This window comes from Streptomyces pathocidini, from assembly GCF_001418495.1.
Lineage (GTDB): Bacteria > Actinomycetota > Actinomycetes > Streptomycetales > Streptomycetaceae > Streptomyces > Streptomyces pathocidini.
In genome coordinates, this window is the sequence record NZ_LIQY01000206.1 from 1 (window position 1) to 14,864 (window position 14,864).

Consider the following 14,864-nt stretch of genomic DNA (forward strand, 5'->3'; position numbering starts at 1 on the left):
CGCCTGATCATCACGGCCCCAGCCCCCCCCTTCCTCCGTAAGACCTTCCCCGTACGACCTTCTGCACACGACCTTCCCCGTACGACTTCGTGAACGGATTCGCCATGAGACGACGTGCCGTCCCCGCCGTGTTCCTCCCCCTCGCCCTGCTGCTCTCCGCCTGCTCCGGTGCGTCGTCCGCCCAGGACTCCTCGGGAGGTTCGGCGGGCGACACCGACGGGAAGGGCTCGCTGACCCTCGACGTCGGTGACCAGAAGGGCGGTTCGGAGGCCGTGCTGCGCGCGGCCGGTGAACTGGACGACCTCGACTACCGGATCAGGTGGTCGACCTTCACCTCCGGGCCACCGCTGCTGGAGGCCGTCAACGCCCATGCCGTGGACATCGGCGCGGTCGGCAACACCCCGCCGGTGTTCGCCGCCGGGGCGAACTCGAAGATCAAGGTGGTGGGCGCAAGCCACGGCGCCGCCAAGGGGGACACGATCCTCGTGCCCGGCGACTCGCCGCTGAAGACACCAGAGGACCTCAGGGGCAAGTCGGTCGCCGTCGCTCAGGGCAGCTCGGCGCACTACCAGCTCGTGGCCTCCCTCAGGAAGGCTGGCCTGTCCCTGAAGGAGGTCGAGGTCAGCTATCTCCAGCCGGCCGACGCCCTGGCCGCGTTCAACGGCGGGAAGGTCGATGCCTGGGCCGTCTGGGACCCGTACACCTCGCAGGTCCTCAGGAGCAGGCAGGGCCGGGTCCTCACCGACGGGGACGGTCTCACCAACGGGCTCGCCTTCCAGGTCGCCGCGCCCGGCGCGCTCGACGACAAGGACAAGGCGCGGGCCATCGGCGACCTGCTCAAGCGGCTGCGCCGCGCCCAGGACTGGGTCTACGAGCACCCGGAGGAGTGGGCGAAGGTCTGGTCGAAGGACACGGGACTGCCGTACGAGGTGGCGCTGGACGCGGTGAAGCGGTCCAACGGCACACGCGTGCCGGTCGCCGTCGACGAGGCCGCCATCGCCTCCGAGCAGGAGATCGCCGACACCTTCGCCGAACTCAGGCTCATTCCGAGGAAGTTCGACTTTGCCGACTACGTGGACACCCGCTTCAACGGCGACCTGCCGCCCTCCACGACCGCCGCACGCTCCTACGGGGAGGGCTCCTGATGACCGTCCACCTGCACTGGTTCCTGCCCACCGGCGGCGACGGCCGGACCCTCGTGGACCGGCACGCCTTCACGGGCGGCGCCCTCGACCGGTCCGCGACCCGATCCGTCAGCGGGGTGCGGGCCCCGGACATCGGCTACCTCGCGCAGATCGCCAAGGCGGCCGAACGGCTCGGCTTCGAGGCGGTGCTGACGCCCACCGGCACGTGGTGCGAGGACGCCTGGCTGACCACGGCCGCGCTGGCCCAGCACACCGAGCGGCTGAAGTTCCTGGTGGCGTTCCGGCCGGGGGTGATCTCACCGACGCTGGCGGCGCAGATGGCGGCGACCTACCAGCGCATCACCCGTGGGCGGCTCCTGCTGAACGTGGTGACCGGCGGCGACTCGGCCGAGCAGCGCCGCTTCGGCGACCATCTGGACCACGACCAGCGGTACGCGCGCACCGCCGAGTTCCTGTCCGTCGTACGCGGGGTGTGGAGCGGCCGCCCGTACGACTTCGCGGGTGAGCACTACCAGGTCGAGGCGGGGCTGACCGCGCTGCCGCCGGACCCGCCGCCCGGGATCTTCTTCGGCGGTTCGTCGCCCGCCGCGGGTCCCGTGGCCGCCGAGCACGCGGATGTCTATCTGACCTGGGGCGAGCCGCCCGCCCAGGTCAAGGAGAAGATCGACTGGATCCGCGGGCTCGCCGAGGAGCGGGGCCGCACGGTCCGCTTCGGCATCCGGCTGCACACGATCTCGCGCGACTCCTCCCGCGAGGCCTGGACCACAGCGGGCCGGCTGCTGGACGACCTCGACCCCGAGACGGTCGCGTCGGCCCAACAGGCGCTCGGGCGCAGCGAGTCGGTGGGCCAGCAGCGGATGCTGGCGCTGCACGGCGGCTCCCGGGACAAGCTGGAGATCTCACCGAACCTGTGGGCCGGGGTCGGTCTGGTGCGGGGCGGGGCGGGCACGGCCCTGGTGGGCAGCCACGCCGAGGTCGCGGACCGGATCGAGGAGTACCACGCTTTGGGCATCGACCACTTCGTCCTCTCCGGCTATCCGCACCTGGAGGAGGCGTACTGGTTCGGGGAGGGCGTGGTACCGGAGCTGGCGGCCCGGGGGCTGGTGGCGGCTCCGCCGTCTCCACCGGCCGGGGTTCCGGCGGCAGTCGGGCGCCCGGCCTCGGCGCCCGGAGGCGCTCCTCTGCTGGTGGCCGGAGGGCGCTGAGCGGGTGTGCCGAGCGGGAGGGATCCGGGCCCTGCTCGAACGGACCGCCGCCGCTGAGGACTTGGCGGGCGAGTGAGGCCCGGGCTAGCGATCCAGCGGCTTGTGGGCGGTCTCCGGCAGCGTCACGTAGACGCAGAGGGAGACCAGGCAGAGGAGGGCCACGTACCAGGGGAACCAGTCGGCGTGGCCCGCCTGCTTGAACCAGGTGCCGACATAGGGGGCCGTGCCGCCGAAGAGAGCGACCGTCAGCGAGTAAGGGAAGCCGATGCCCGCCGCACGGACCCGCGCCGGGAACACCTCGGCGTTCACGGCCGCCGCGATCGAGGTGTAGCCGGTGAGCAGCACCATGCCGGCGCACTGCACGAGCAGCAGCGACCAGAGCGAGTCGCTGACGAGGTGCAGCAGCGGGACGGCGAGGACGGCGAAGCCGAAGGCGAAGGTGATCAGCAGCGGCTTGCGGCCGATCCGGTCGGACAGCAGGCCGCCCAGGGGTTGCAGTAGCGCGAAGAAGGCCAGCGAGATCGTGCCGGCCATGAGCGCGTCACCCTTGTCGAGGCCCGCGTTGACGATGGCGTACGTGGGCAGGTAGGTGGTCCAGGTGTAGTACGCGATCGTGGCGCCGGTGGTGATGCCGGCGATCAGCAGCGATTCGCGCGGGTGGCGGCGCAGCGCCTCGAAGAGCCCGGGGCGGGTGTCGGCCGCCAACCGCTCGGCGCTGCGCGTCTCGTGGGCGCCGCGCCGGATCCAGAAGCCGACCAGGCTGATCACCGCGCCGAGCAGGAACGGCACGCGCCAGCCCCAGTCGCTCATGGCGTCCTCGGTCAGCTGGTGGGCGAGGAGCGCGGAGACACCGGAGGCGATCAGCTGGCCGACGGTCGTGGACACGTACTGGAAGCTGGAGAACAGGCCGCGGCGGCCGGGGCCCGCCGACTCCACGAGGAAGGTCGTCGAGGCGGCGAACTCGCCGCCTACCGACAGGCCTTGGACCAGCCGGGCGACAACCAGGACGATCGGGGCGAGGATTCCCGCGGAGGCATAGGTGGGGGTCAGGGCGACGAGGAGACTGCCGCCGCCCATCAGCAGGATGGTGGCGGTCAGGGCGGCGCGCCGGCCGCGGCGGTCGGCGACCGCGCCCATGAGCAGGCCGCCGATGGGGCGCATGAAGAAGCCGACGGCGAAGACGGCGAAGGTGGAGAGCAGGGGGACGAGGGAGTTGTCCGTGCCCTTGGGGAAGACGCGGTCGGCGAAGTAGACGGCGAGGAAGGAGTAGGCGTACCAGTCGTACCACTCGGCGGCGTTGCCGACCGATGCGGCCAGCAGCTGCCGCAGGGACGACGGAGGATGGGCGTCAGCCGCTTGGTCTCGGCCTGCCGCCGAGTCGCCAGTACTCGTCACCCTTCGCGCTTCCCCCGGAGCGAAGCTCGGCACACCTCAAGGCGTCGCTTTCGAGTGCGGGCCGGTGGTCGCGTTGTGCCCACCCTCCCCAGACTTCGTCCGGGGGGACCCCAGCCGAGCGGAACGCCTGCCCACAACGCGACGACTAGGTTGTCGCAGAGGCGAGTTCGTCGTCCCGGCGGACGAGGGTCGCGTAGCGGCCGTTCCGGGCCATCAGGACCTCGTGGGTGCCGTGTTCGGCGATGCGGCCCGCGTCCAGGACCACGATGTGGTCCGCCGTGCGGATGGTGGACAGGCGGTGGGCGATGGTGATGGTGGTACGGCCTTCGGACAGGGCGTCGATGGCTTGCTGGACGGCGTGTTCGGTGTGGTTGTCCAGCGCGCTCGTGGCCTCGTCGAGGATGAGGACCGGTGGGTCTCGCAGGATCGTGCGGGCGATGGCCAGACGCTGCTTCTCGCCGCCGGAGAAGCGGTAGCCCCGCTCGCCGACCAGGGTGTCGTAGCCGTCGGGCAACCCCGCGATGTGGTCGTGGATCTGGGCCGCCTCGGCCGCCGCCTCGATCTCGGTGTCGGTCGCATCGGGTCTCGCGAAGCGGAGGTTGTCGGCCACCGAGGCGTGGAACAGGTAGGTCTCCTGGGAGACGACGCCGACCGCGCGGGCGAGGGTGTCGAAGTCGAGGTCGCGTACGTCCACTCCGTCCAGCAGGACTCGCCCGCCCGTCACGTCGTACAGCCGGGGGACGAGATAGCTGAGGGTGCTCTTGCCGGAGCCGGTGGCGCCGACGACGGCGAGGCTCCCGCCCGCCGGGACTGCCAGGTCGATGCCGCTCAGCGTGGCCGGGCCCGGACCGTCCGGGTCGTACGAGAAGTGCACGTCCTCGAAACGGATGTCGCCCCGGACCTTGGGCAGCGGCACGGGGTCCGCGGGTTCGGTGATGTCCACGCGCAGGTCCAGGTATTCGAAGATGCGCTGGAAGAGCGCGAGCGAGGTCTGGATCTGCACGCCCGTGGACAGCAGGCTGACCGTGGGGCGGAACAGGCCCTGCTGAAGGGAGACGAAGGCGACCAGGGTGCCCAACGAGATTCCGGGGCCGCCGAGTTGGAGGGCCATCCCGGCGGTCCAGTAGATGACGGCGGGCATGGCGGCCATGACGATGCCGATGACGGACATCTTCCACCGCCCGGCCATGTTGGCCCGGACCTCCAGGTCGACCAGGCACTCGGATTCGTCCGCGAAGTTCTTGGTGAGGGAGTCGGCGCGGCCCATGGTGCGGCCGAGGAGGATGCCGCTGACGGACAGCGACTCGGTGACGATGGCGGCCATCGAGGCCATCTGCCGCTGCCGCTGCGAGGTGATCTTCCGGCGCTCGCGGCCGACTCTGCGGCCGATCCGGGCGAAGACCGGCAGCAGTACGAGCGAGACCGCGGTGAGCCGCCAGTCGAGGGCGACCATCGCGACGACGGTGGCGATCACGCTGGTGAGGTTGGAGACCAGCGAGGTCGCGGTCGAGGTGACGGTGGCCTGCATACCGCCGATGTCGTTGGCGATGCGGGACTGCACCTCGCCGGTGCGCGTGCGGGTGAAGAAGGCCAGTGGCATGCGCTGGAGCCGGGCGTAGACGTCGGTGCGCAGATCGTGCATCACCCGCTGGCCGACGGTCGTGGAGATCAGCGTCTGCAGCACGCCGAAGACCGCGCTCACGACCGCGGTCGCGATCATGCCGAGCGCGAGCAGGCTCAACAGGCCCGTACGGCCCTGGGGGATGGCCGTGTCGAGCACCTCGCGCAGCAGGAACGGCGAGGCCACCGCGACCAGCGAGGAGGCGGCGACCAGCAGCCCCACGAGGGCGAGTCGACCGCGGTAGGGGCGGAAGAGCGCGAGGATGCGGCGCACCTGCGCGGGCTGTTCCGGATCGGCGGGCGGCGGGGTCCAGCCCGCCTTGCGGAGTGAGATCGAGTCGTCAGACTTCATGTGCTCCTTCGCAGTTCTTCAGTGACGTTCAGTGACGAGAGTCGAGCATAGCTCATTGTTACCTCTACTCACAATGCATGTGGTCCTGCTAGCATCGAGACCATGCGCGAAGCCCACGAGAGTGACGCCCAAGGGAGTTCCGGTCCCGAGGGTCCAGGCCCTGATAGTTCTGATCCCGAGAGTTCTGGCCCCGACACCGACGGCCCGCTGGCAGAACAGCTGCTGCGGCTCACCCGGCGGCTGCACCGCGCGCAGAAACGGCATCTCGAGCCCCTCGGGCTGACCCCGGCGCAGTCCCGGCTGTTGCGCATGGTGGCCTGCTTCCCCGAGCCACCCCGCATGGCCGATCTGGCCGAGCGCCTGGAAGTGGTGCCCCGGGCCGTCACGACGCTGGTGGACGCGCTGGAGGCGAACGGCTCGGTGCGCCGCGCCCCGGATCCCGCCAACCGCCGGGTGATCCGCATCGAGTTGACCGACGAGGGCCGGTCGGCGCTGAAGGCGCTGCGCGCCGCCCGCCGGGCCGCGGCGGAGGACATCCTGACCCCGCTCTCCGCCGAGCAGCGGAAGGTGCTCGGCGAGCTGCTGACCGACCTCGTCAACGGGCCGGGCCCCCGCAGCTGAGCGGCGGGGGCCCGGCCCGTCCGGAAGGTCGTGGGTCTCGGGTGGAGAGTCGTGGTCTCAGACCCAAGAGCCATGGGGCTCAGGCGCAGTTGACCTGTCTCAGGCGCAGCTGACCTTCAGGTCGGCCCAGTCGCCGTGGTCGTTGCCGTTGCCGTCGTCGGCGGTTGTCGCGACGAGGCTGACGAACTGCGCGCCCGAGACGTCGACTTCGACGGCCTCGGCCGGGTCCTGCCAGGAGAGCTTGCCGGTGTCGGAGATCTTCTCCCGGTCCTTCCAGACCTCGAAGGTGACGGTTCCGCGCTGGGGCGCGACGTTGTCCTGGCTGTCGTCGACCCCGACCTGGGCGGAGACCTTCGAGCACCGGCCGGCCGTGTAGTAGACCACCTCGCTCCAGGCGTGGGTGCCCAGGCCCTTGGCGTACTCGGTACCGCCGATCCGCAGCGGTGTGCCGTCGCCCGCCCCAAGGTCGCCGTTGGTCATGTCGTGTTCCATCGGCCCCCAGCCATTGGTCGACTTCACCCAGCCGGTGTCGCTCAGATAGGAGTCCCCGCCGGGCACGGCGTCGGCGACCGTGACCTTGGTGACGGCGGTGTCGGTGACCGTGCGGCCGGAGAGCCGGTAGCGGACCGTGGCCGTGATCTCGTACGCGCCGGGGGCGAGGCCGTCCGGCGGGGTGACCCGCCATGCGGTGGTCAGGGGCCGTCGCTCGGTCACCGTGCGGGCCTTGACCGGTCCCGCCGCCTCGGCCCGCCAGCCGCTGGGCACCCGCAGGTCGGCCTTGGCGTCGGTCAGCGGGGTCGTCGCCAGGTCCGCCAGCTCGGTCGTGACGGCCGCCGCCTTGCCGGGCGTGACGAGTGAGGCGGGCGCGCCGTCGTACAGCAGCGGGGTCTCGACTCCGAAGGAGCGGGCGGGAGTCGAGGTGTCGCCGGCGCGCGCCGGGCGGACCGTGTAGACGGCGACTCCGCGCGCGGGCACCGCGGCCTTCAGGGTTCCGCCGCTGCGCAGGTCCTGGTGGCCCATGAGGTCGCGCAGCGCGTACGAGGAGGCCTTGGGGAGTCCGGCCTCGGCGGCTGTGGTGGAGACGGTGGCCGCGTAGTCGTTCTCGTTGTAGAGCGTCACGGCGACGGAGCCGTCGGCCAGCGGCTTGGCCAGGACGTACCGCCCGCCGCTCTCCTCGACGACCGCCGCCTGTTTGCCGAGCCGGTCCTGGTTGACGCCGATCAGCTCGGTGTTGAGCAGCAGGTCCATGGTGGCGTCGGAGGCCTGGGACAGGTCGGTGCCCGCGATGATGGGCGCGGCCATCATCGCCCAGAGGGCGAAGTGGGTGCGGTACTCGTGGTCGGTCATGCCGCCGTTGCCGACCTGGAGCATGTCGGGGTCGTTCCAGTGGCCGGGGCCCGCGTGCTCGGCGAGGATGAGGTTCTTGCGGACGATGGTCTTGACGCTGTCCCAGTCGTCCGTGATGTCGCCGGTCGTCCGCCACAGCTGGCCCCCGACCGAAGTGCCCCACTCCCAGGGCCGGTTGGCGCCCCACTCGCAGATGCTGTAGACGATGGGGCGGCCGGAGGCGGCGATGGCCTCGCCCATGGCGCGGTAGCGGTCGAGGGCGGGCAGGCCCTGGTTGTTGCAGTTGTCGTACTTGAGGTAGTCGATGCCCCAGTCCGCGAAGGTCCGGGCGTCGGTCTTCTCGTGGCCGAGGCTGCCGGGGTGGCCGGCGCAGGTGGGCGGTGCCCGCGTCGCCGTAGATGCCGAGTTTGAGGCCGCGGTCGTGGACGTAGTCGGCCAGCGTCTTCATCCCGCTCGGGAACTTGCCGGGGTCGGCGACGAGGCGGCCCTGCGCGTCGCGCTCCTTCAGGCTCCAGCAGTCGTCGATGTTGACGTACTCGTATCCGGCGGCCTTCATTCCGTTCGCCACGAAGGCGTCCGCCGTGTCCTTGATCAGCTTCTCGTCGACCCCGCAGCCGACGGCGTTCCAGCTGTTCCAGCCCATGGGCGGGGTCGGGGCCAGTGAGGTGGCGGTGGCCGAGGGCCCGGGGTCGGTCGCCGGGGCCGCGCTGCTCGGCCAGGCGGTGAGACCGGCGGCGAGCAGGCCGGCGGAGAGCGCTGCGATCAGCATGCGTTTCATGGCGGGTCAGTGAAGCGTCGACCGGCCCCGCGGGCCAAGGGGGATACGGGGCGAATGACCAGGAGAGTCCATCAGCTCGCATGAAGAGTCCAATTGGTCCTCTTGCGGAAGGACGGGGCAACAGCGAGGGTCCTGACGCGAGTTCAACGCATCACCGGCAGCACGCACCCCGTTTGCCTCAGGAGGTCCGATGAACAACCCGGCAGCGCACGACGGCCACAGCGACGTCTCCCCCGACCCGGCCGGGGCCGCATCGCCGGGTCCGGTCAGCCGCCGCTCGGTGTTGTGGGGCGCGGGTGCCGCCGGTGCCGGTCTCGGAATGGCCGGGCTGGTGCCCGGCAGCGCGGCGGCCGCCCCGGCAGGCAACACCGGGGAGAGCGCGGCGAGTTGGCCCGTCCGGCAGGGTGCGACCATGATCGGGGTGGCGTTCGAGCGGCGGAGCACCGTGCGGGTCGGGATCGTCGGCCTGGGCAACCGCGGCGGGAGCATGATCGACCTCTTCCTGGCGATACCGGACGTGCGGGTCGTGGCGCTGTGCGATCCGGTCAAGGAGAAGACCGCGCAGGCCGCGAAGAAGGTGACGGACGCGGGTCAGCCCGCGCCCGCCCTCTACACCAAGGGCGATCACGACTTCGAGAACCTGTGCAAGCGCGGCGACCTGGACTTCGTCTACGTGGCGACGCCCTGGGACTGGCACTTCGAGATGGCCAGGTCCGCGATGCTGAACGGCAAGCACGTCGGCGTCGAGTGCCCGATCGCGCTCCAGCTCGACCAGCTGTGGGAGCTGGTCGACCTCTCCGAGCGCACTCGCAGGCACTGCATGCAGCTGGAGAACTGCTGCTACGGCAGAAACGAGATGCGGGTGCTGCGCATGGCGCACGCCGGGCTCTTCGGCGATCTGCTGCACGGCGCGGGCGCGTACAACCACGACCTGCGCGGGCTGATGTTCGACCCGGACTACTACGAAGGCCCGTGGCGGCGGCTGTGGCACACCCGGCTGCGCGGCGACCTCTACCCCAACCACGGGTTCGGCCCGGTCGCCAACTACATGGACGTCAACCGGGGTGACAGGGTGGTCCGCATCTCCAGCTTCGGTACGCCCGCGCTGGGCCTGGCCGCCTACCGCAAGGAGCACATGGAGCCGGGCGACCCGAGCTGGAAGGAGTCGTACATCGAGAGCGACCGGACGATCAGCCTCGTCCAGACCGCCAAGGGCCGGGTGATCCGGCTGGAGCACGACGTGTCGACCCCGCACCCGTACAGCCGCATCAACAGCCTCGGCGGCACGAAGGGCGTGTTCGAGGACTATCCGGAGCGGATCTACATCGAGCCGGACCACACCGATGACGCGTGGGCCGACTTCGCGCGGTACACGGACTGGGACCACTGGCTCTGGAAGGAGCACGCCAACCCGCCCGGCGGGCACGGCGGGATGGACTACATGATGGTCTTCCGGCTGATGCAGTGCATACGGCTGGGGCTCGTCCCGGACTTCGATGTCTACGACGCGGCGACCTGGACCTCGCCGGTGCCGCTGAGCCACGCCTCGATCAAGGCGAAGGGCACGCCGCAGGAGATCCCGGACTTCACCCGGGGGCTGTGGTCGAAGTCCCGGCCGGGGATGGACTCGGAGAAGCCGGCGGAGTGACCGCCCCATGGGCCGGGGCACGTCCGCGCGGGGGCGCCCCGGCCCGTTCCTCATGCCCCCAGGCTCGCCTTGTCGCCCATGACGATGACCGGGTGCCGGGCCGGTTCGAGGTGGCGCAGCAGGTACTCCATGCCGGCCTCGGGGAGGCTCACGCAGCCCGAGGTGCCGCTGCCGTGGTCGAGGTGGAGCCAGATGCTGCCGCCCCTGGACCGGCCCTGGGGGCGGGTCGGGTCGTTGGGCGAGGTGCCCTTGACGCGGTTGTAGTCGATGGCGATCACGTAGTCGAAGTCGTGCCAGTGGGTCCTGGGCCAGTGGCGCGGCGCGGCGAAGCTCTGCGAGCGGTCGTACGGGAGCCCGGCGCGGGGGTCGCGGTCCGGGTCCGGGAGGACTCCGCCCGCGTCGGAGAGGGTGAAGACGCCGACGGGGCTGCGCCGGTCGTTCTCGCGGTGGTGGGCGGTCCAGCCGCGCTTCCCGTTGTGTCCGGCCCAACTGCGCGTGCGGTCCCAGGTGGTGCCGTTCCTGGTCCACAGCACGACGGTCGTCCGGGTGTCGTCCTCGCCCCGGCCGTAGGCGACGAGGACCTGGCGCGCCCGCGCCGGGATGCGGGAGCGGAGCCGGTCCCCCACGCCCGGGATGCGGTCGAGTCCGGTCGTGGGCGAGGCGGTCCGGGACGGGCTCGCTTCTCCTCCCGCTCCCCCGCGCTTGGCGGCGTCCCCCTGGCCGCTCCCACCGCCGGATCCGCCACCGCCCGATCCGGCGCAGCCCACGAGCAGTGCGAGGCCCGCCGCGGCCGCTGCCACGGCGCGCAGAAGTCCGGGCCGCCCGGGGGCCGACCGGCGAGGCGCGCGAGGAGACATGACCCCATGGTCGCACCCGGGTACGACAGCCCGAACCCCTCATGACGGAGCGCCAGGAAAATCGGTTGATTTGGGCCTCGCCGGAGCGCGAACCTTGCACAGCTCACCGACGAGCTCGCACGGCTCCGGACGAGATTCCCGACACGACCTGACGAGATCGACCCCCTGGGGCGTCATGCAGATTCGCGATCTTCCGTTTCCCGACCCCGGTGTTCCGGACGCCCGTTCCGGTCCCCGCTTCCTGGTCTGGCTGGGCAGGCGGCAGCTGAGGGGCCAGATTCGGTGCCTGCTGTGGGGCACCCTGCACATGGCCGGGGTAGGTCTGCTGCCCGTGGCCGTCGGCATCGCCGTGGAAGCCGTCGTGGACGGCTCCGGTGGCCGCCTGGCCCTCGCCGGGGCGCTGATCACCGTGCTCGGTGTGATGACCGCCCTCGGTGACACGATGCTGCACCGCACCGCCGTCACCAACTGGATCACCGCGGCGGCCCGGGTGCAGCAGCTACTGGCCCTCAAGAGCGCGGAGATGGGTGCCGCGCTGACCCGGCGGGTGGCGGCGGGCGAGATCACCGCCGTGTCGACGGGCGACGTGGAGAAGATCGGCTGGTTCGTCGAGGCACTGTCCCGGTTCGCGGCGGCCGCGATCGCCGCCGTGGGTGTGTGCGTCGCGCTGGTCGTGTACCAGCCGGAGCTGGGCCGGCTGGTGGCGCTGGGCCTGCCGGTCCTCGCGCTGGTCGTGCTGCCGCTGCTGCCGCGCGCCACGAAGCGGGCGGACGAGCAGCGGGAGAAGGCGGGCCGGGCCACCGAGCTCGCCTCGGACACGGTCGCCGGGCTGCGGGTGCTGCGCGGCATCGGCGGCGAGGAGCTGTTCCTCGCCCGCTACCGGCGCGCCTCCCAGGAGGTGCGGACGGCGGCGGTGCGCAGCGCCCGCATGTGGGCGCTGATCGCCGCCGTGCAGGTGGTGCTGCCGGGCCTGCTGCTGATCGCGGTGGTCTGGTACGGGGTGGGGCTGGCCCGGGAGGGCCGGGTCTCGGTGGGCGAACTGGTCACGGTGTACGGCGCGGTGACGTTCCTGCTGTATCCGCTGCGCCACTTCGAGGAGATCGCCATGGCGTACTCCTTCTCCCGGCCGTCCGCCCAGCGCGCCGCGCGCGTGCTGTCCCTCCGCCGGACCACCACCGCGGACCCGGCCGAACTCGACTGCCCCACGGCCGAGTTGAAGGGCGACCTGTACGACCCGGCCAGCGGGCTCCTCGCCCCCGCCGGGGAGTTGACCGTCGTCGTGTGCGGCGACCCGGACGCGGCGGGGCGGCTGGCCGACCGGCTCGGCGGGCACGCCGTGAAGGGGCCGGACGAGGAGGGGGCGCCCTCGGTGCTGCTGGGCGGGGCGGCGCTGGACGCGCTGCCGCTGGAGTCGGCCAGGGCGGCCGTCCTCGTACAGGACAAGGACCCGGTGCTGCTCTCCGGGACACTCACCGAACTGCTCGACGTGCCGTCCTCGGGCGCGGTGTCGCAGGACGACGCGCTCGCCGCGGCGCAGTGCGGCGACGTGCTGGAGGCGCTGGCGCAGGCCGCGCCCGACGCCTCCGGGGACCCGCGGGCCGCCCGGATCACCGAGCGCGGCCGGTCGCTCTCCGGCGGGCAGCGGCAGCGGCTGGCGCTGGCGCGCTCGCTGGTGACCGACCCGGAGGTGCTGGTGCTGGACGAGCCGACGAGCGCCGTCGACTCGCACACCGAGGCGCGGATCGCGGACGGGCTGCGGCGGCTGCGGGCGGGCCGTACGACGGTGGTGTTCGCCTCCAGCCCGCTGCTGCTGGACCGGGCTGACCGGGTGGTGTTCGTGCCCGAGGGCGAGGTCGCGGCGGTCGGCCGCCACCGCGACCTGATGCGCGGCGACGCGGCCTACCGCGCGGTCGTCACCCGGGAGACGGAGGACGAGCAGCGCCAGTGGAAGCCGGTGGAGGCCGAGTTGGCCGATCGGAAGCCCAAGGACCTGGAAGAGATCAAGAACCTGGAAGAGATCGAGGAGTCGGCATGATCGGCCTTGCGCCACCGGCCTACGACCCGGCGGCCCCGGAGTCGGCCACGACGCTGCCGGTCGGTTCGCCCGCGACCGTGGGCGCTTACGTACGGGAGCTGCTGCGGCGGCACAGACGGGCGTTCACGCTGCTGATCGTGGTCAACTCGGTCGCGGTGATCGCCTCCATGGTGGGCCCGCACCTGCTGGGCGGGCTCGTCCAGGACCTGGCGGACGGGGCCCGGGAGCTCCACCTGGGGCGCACCGTCGCGGTGTTCGCGGTGGCGCTCGCCGTCCAGACCCTCTTCGTACGGATGGTGCGGCTGCGCGGCGCCATGCTCGGCGAGCGGGTACTGGCCGATCTGCGCGAGGACTTCCTCGTACGGTCGGTGGGGCTGCCGCCGGGCGTGCTGGAGCGGGCCGGTACGGGCGATCTGCTCTCGCGGATCACCACCGACATCGACCGGTTGGCGAACGCGATGCGCGAGGCGGTGCCGCAGCTGGCGATCGGCGTGGTCTGGGCCGGGCTGCTGATCGGGGCACTCACCGCGACGGCCCCGCCGCTGGCGCTGGCCGTTCTCGTGGCGCTGCCGGTGCTGCTGGTGGGCTGCCGCTGGTACTTCAAGCGGGCGCCCGGCGCGTACCGCTCGGAGGCGGCGGGTTACGCGGCCGTGGCGGCGGCGCTCACCGAGTCGGTGGACGCCGGGCGCACGATCGAGGCGCACCGGCTGGGCGCGCGCCGCATCGACCTGTCGAAGCTGCGGATCAAGCAGTGGACCGCCTGGGAGCGGTACACGCTCTTCCTCCGCTCGGTGCTGTTCCCGGCGGTCGGCTCGTTCTACATGCTGCTGCTGGGCGCGGTACTGATGATCGGCGGCGCGTTCGTGCTGCGGGGCTGGATGACCGCCGGGCAGCTGACGACGGGCGCGCTGCTGGCGCAGATGCTGGTCGAGCCGGTGGGGATGATCCTGCGCTGGTACGACGAACTCCAGGTAGCGCAGGTGTCGTTGGCCCGGCTGGTGGGTGTGCGGGAGATCGAGAGCGACCCGGCCGACGACCGGATCGCCCCGAAGGGGCGGCATGTGCGCGCGGACGAGGTCCGCTTCGGCTACCGGGCGGGCCACGACGTCCTGCACGGGGTGTCGCTGGACGTGCGCCCGGGGACCCGGATGGCGCTGGTCGGCCCGTCGGGCGCGGGCAAGTCCACGCTGGGGCGGCTGCTGGCCGGGATCTACGCGGCGCGGGCCGGTGAAGTGACGCTCGGCGGCGCCGAGTTGGCACGGATGCCGACGGAGCGGGTACGCGAGCAGGTGGCGCTGGTCAACCAGGAGCACCACGTCTTCGTCGGCTCGCTGCGCGACAACCTGCTGCTGGCGAGGTCCAGCGCGCGGGACGCCGAACTGTGGGCGGCGCTCGGCGCGGTGGACGCGGACGGGTGGGCGCGGGTGCTGGAGGACGGGCTCGACACGGAGGTCGGCTCGGGCGGGCTCGCGCTCACGCCCGCGCAGGCCCAGCAGGTCGCGCTGGCGCGGCTGGTGCTGGCCGACCCGCACACGCTGGTCCTCGACGAGGCCACGTCGTTGCTGGACCCGCGCGCGGCGCGCCACCTGGAGCGCTCCCTGGCCCGGGTCCTCGACGGCCGCACCGTCGTCGCCATCGCCCACCGCCTCCACACCGCCCACGACGCGGACGTCATCGCGGTCGTGGAGGACGGCCGCATCACGGAACTGGGCAGCCACGACGCCCTGGTGGCGGCGGACGGCGCCTATGCCGCTCTGTGGCGCTCCTGGCACGGCTAGGCCTCCGGCCTGGCACGTGGGGTCCGGCGTTCGCCGGGTTGCGGGCGCCGCTGCGCCCCGCCGGGTTGTGGGCATGCGTTCCG

11 protein-coding genes and 2 pseudogenes are annotated in these 14,864 nt (G+C 72.0%); 7 read left to right on the plus strand and 6 right to left on the minus strand.

The genetic code is table 11. From position 1 onward, the window contains the following. Positions 1–104: 104 nt before the first annotated feature. Positions 105–1,145, plus strand: coding sequence for an ABC transporter substrate-binding protein (locus AOK16_RS11780; protein ID WP_055472211.1), 1,041 nt, complete (start codon positions 105–107; stop codon positions 1,143–1,145). Beyond that, a complete protein-coding gene (locus tag AOK16_RS11785) occupies positions 1,145–2,350 on the plus strand; it encodes an LLM class flavin-dependent oxidoreductase (protein ID WP_055472212.1) in 1,206 nt (401 codons plus the stop codon). The genes AOK16_RS11780 and AOK16_RS11785 overlap by 1 nt, the downstream gene beginning before the upstream one ends. Positions 2,351–2,434: 84 nt before the next feature. Here the strand turns inward: AOK16_RS11785 and AOK16_RS11790 are convergent, their stop codons facing one another. Both AOK16_RS11790 and AOK16_RS11795 read right to left on the minus strand, forming a co-directional pair. Then, positions 2,435–3,745 carry an MFS transporter gene (locus AOK16_RS11790; RefSeq protein ID WP_055472213.1) on the minus strand — a complete coding sequence of 437 codons (1,311 nt, stop codon included), beginning with the start codon at positions 3,743–3,745 and terminating at the stop codon, positions 2,435–2,437. Positions 3,746–3,890: 145 nt separating this feature from the next. Beyond that, a complete protein-coding gene (locus AOK16_RS11795; protein ID WP_055472214.1) occupies positions 3,891–5,717 on the minus strand; it encodes an ABC transporter ATP-binding protein in 1,827 nt (608 codons plus the stop codon). Between the two features lie 102 nt (positions 5,718–5,819). Here AOK16_RS11795 and AOK16_RS11800 point away from each other — a divergent pair, with 102 nt between their 5' ends. After that, the gene (locus AOK16_RS11800; RefSeq protein ID WP_079101274.1) at positions 5,820–6,338 is read left to right on the plus strand and encodes a MarR family winged helix-turn-helix transcriptional regulator; all 519 of its coding nucleotides are present in this window, start codon (positions 5,820–5,822) and stop codon (positions 6,336–6,338) included. Between the two features lie 99 nt (positions 6,339–6,437). On the opposite strand, the gene AOK16_RS29070 is transcribed toward AOK16_RS11800, so the two are convergent. The 3 genes and pseudogenes from AOK16_RS29070 to AOK16_RS29080 form a co-directional block, all read right to left on the minus strand. Next, positions 6,438–7,586 carry an NPCBM/NEW2 domain-containing protein gene (locus AOK16_RS29070; RefSeq protein ID WP_338058484.1) on the minus strand — a complete coding sequence of 383 codons (1,149 nt, stop codon included), beginning with the start codon at positions 7,584–7,586 and terminating at the stop codon, positions 6,438–6,440. Positions 7,587–7,601: 15 nt separating this feature from the next. Then, positions 7,602–8,000, minus strand: a pseudogene (locus AOK16_RS29075) (glycoside hydrolase family 27 protein); the annotation flags it as partial. A 121-nt stretch (positions 8,001–8,121) separates the two neighbouring features. Next, positions 8,122–8,328 (minus strand): annotated as a pseudogene (locus AOK16_RS29080) (alpha-galactosidase); the annotation flags it as partial. Here AOK16_RS29080 and AOK16_RS28185 point away from each other — a divergent pair. Further along, complete coding sequence (locus tag AOK16_RS28185) at positions 8,267–8,476, plus strand: hypothetical protein (protein WP_240483525.1); 210 nt, start codon at positions 8,267–8,269, stop codon at positions 8,474–8,476. The pseudogene AOK16_RS29080 and the gene AOK16_RS28185 sit on opposite strands and share 62 nt — an antisense overlap. Before the next feature lie 306 nt (positions 8,477–8,782). Beyond that, entirely contained in the window at positions 8,783–10,111 is a 1,329-nt protein-coding gene (locus tag AOK16_RS11810; RefSeq protein ID WP_240483524.1) for a Gfo/Idh/MocA family protein, read from the plus strand. Positions 10,112–10,161: 50 nt separating this feature from the next. On the opposite strand, the gene AOK16_RS11815 is transcribed toward AOK16_RS11810, so the two are convergent. Beyond that, positions 10,162–10,968, minus strand: coding sequence for a L,D-transpeptidase family protein (locus AOK16_RS11815; protein WP_079101275.1), 807 nt, complete (start codon positions 10,966–10,968; stop codon positions 10,162–10,164). Between the two features lie 175 nt (positions 10,969–11,143). On the opposite strand from AOK16_RS11815, the gene AOK16_RS11820 reads away from it, so the two are divergent. Both AOK16_RS11820 and AOK16_RS11825 read left to right on the plus strand, forming a co-directional pair. Next, the gene (locus tag AOK16_RS11820; RefSeq protein WP_055472216.1) at positions 11,144–13,003 is read left to right on the plus strand and encodes an ABC transporter transmembrane domain-containing protein; all 1,860 of its coding nucleotides are present in this window, start codon (positions 11,144–11,146) and stop codon (positions 13,001–13,003) included. Beyond that, positions 13,000–14,781 carry an ABC transporter ATP-binding protein gene (locus AOK16_RS11825; protein ID WP_055472217.1) on the plus strand — a complete coding sequence of 594 codons (1,782 nt, stop codon included), beginning with the start codon at positions 13,000–13,002 and terminating at the stop codon, positions 14,779–14,781. Before AOK16_RS11820 ends, AOK16_RS11825 begins: the two co-directional genes overlap by 4 nt. Positions 14,782–14,864: the final 83 nt, after the last annotated feature.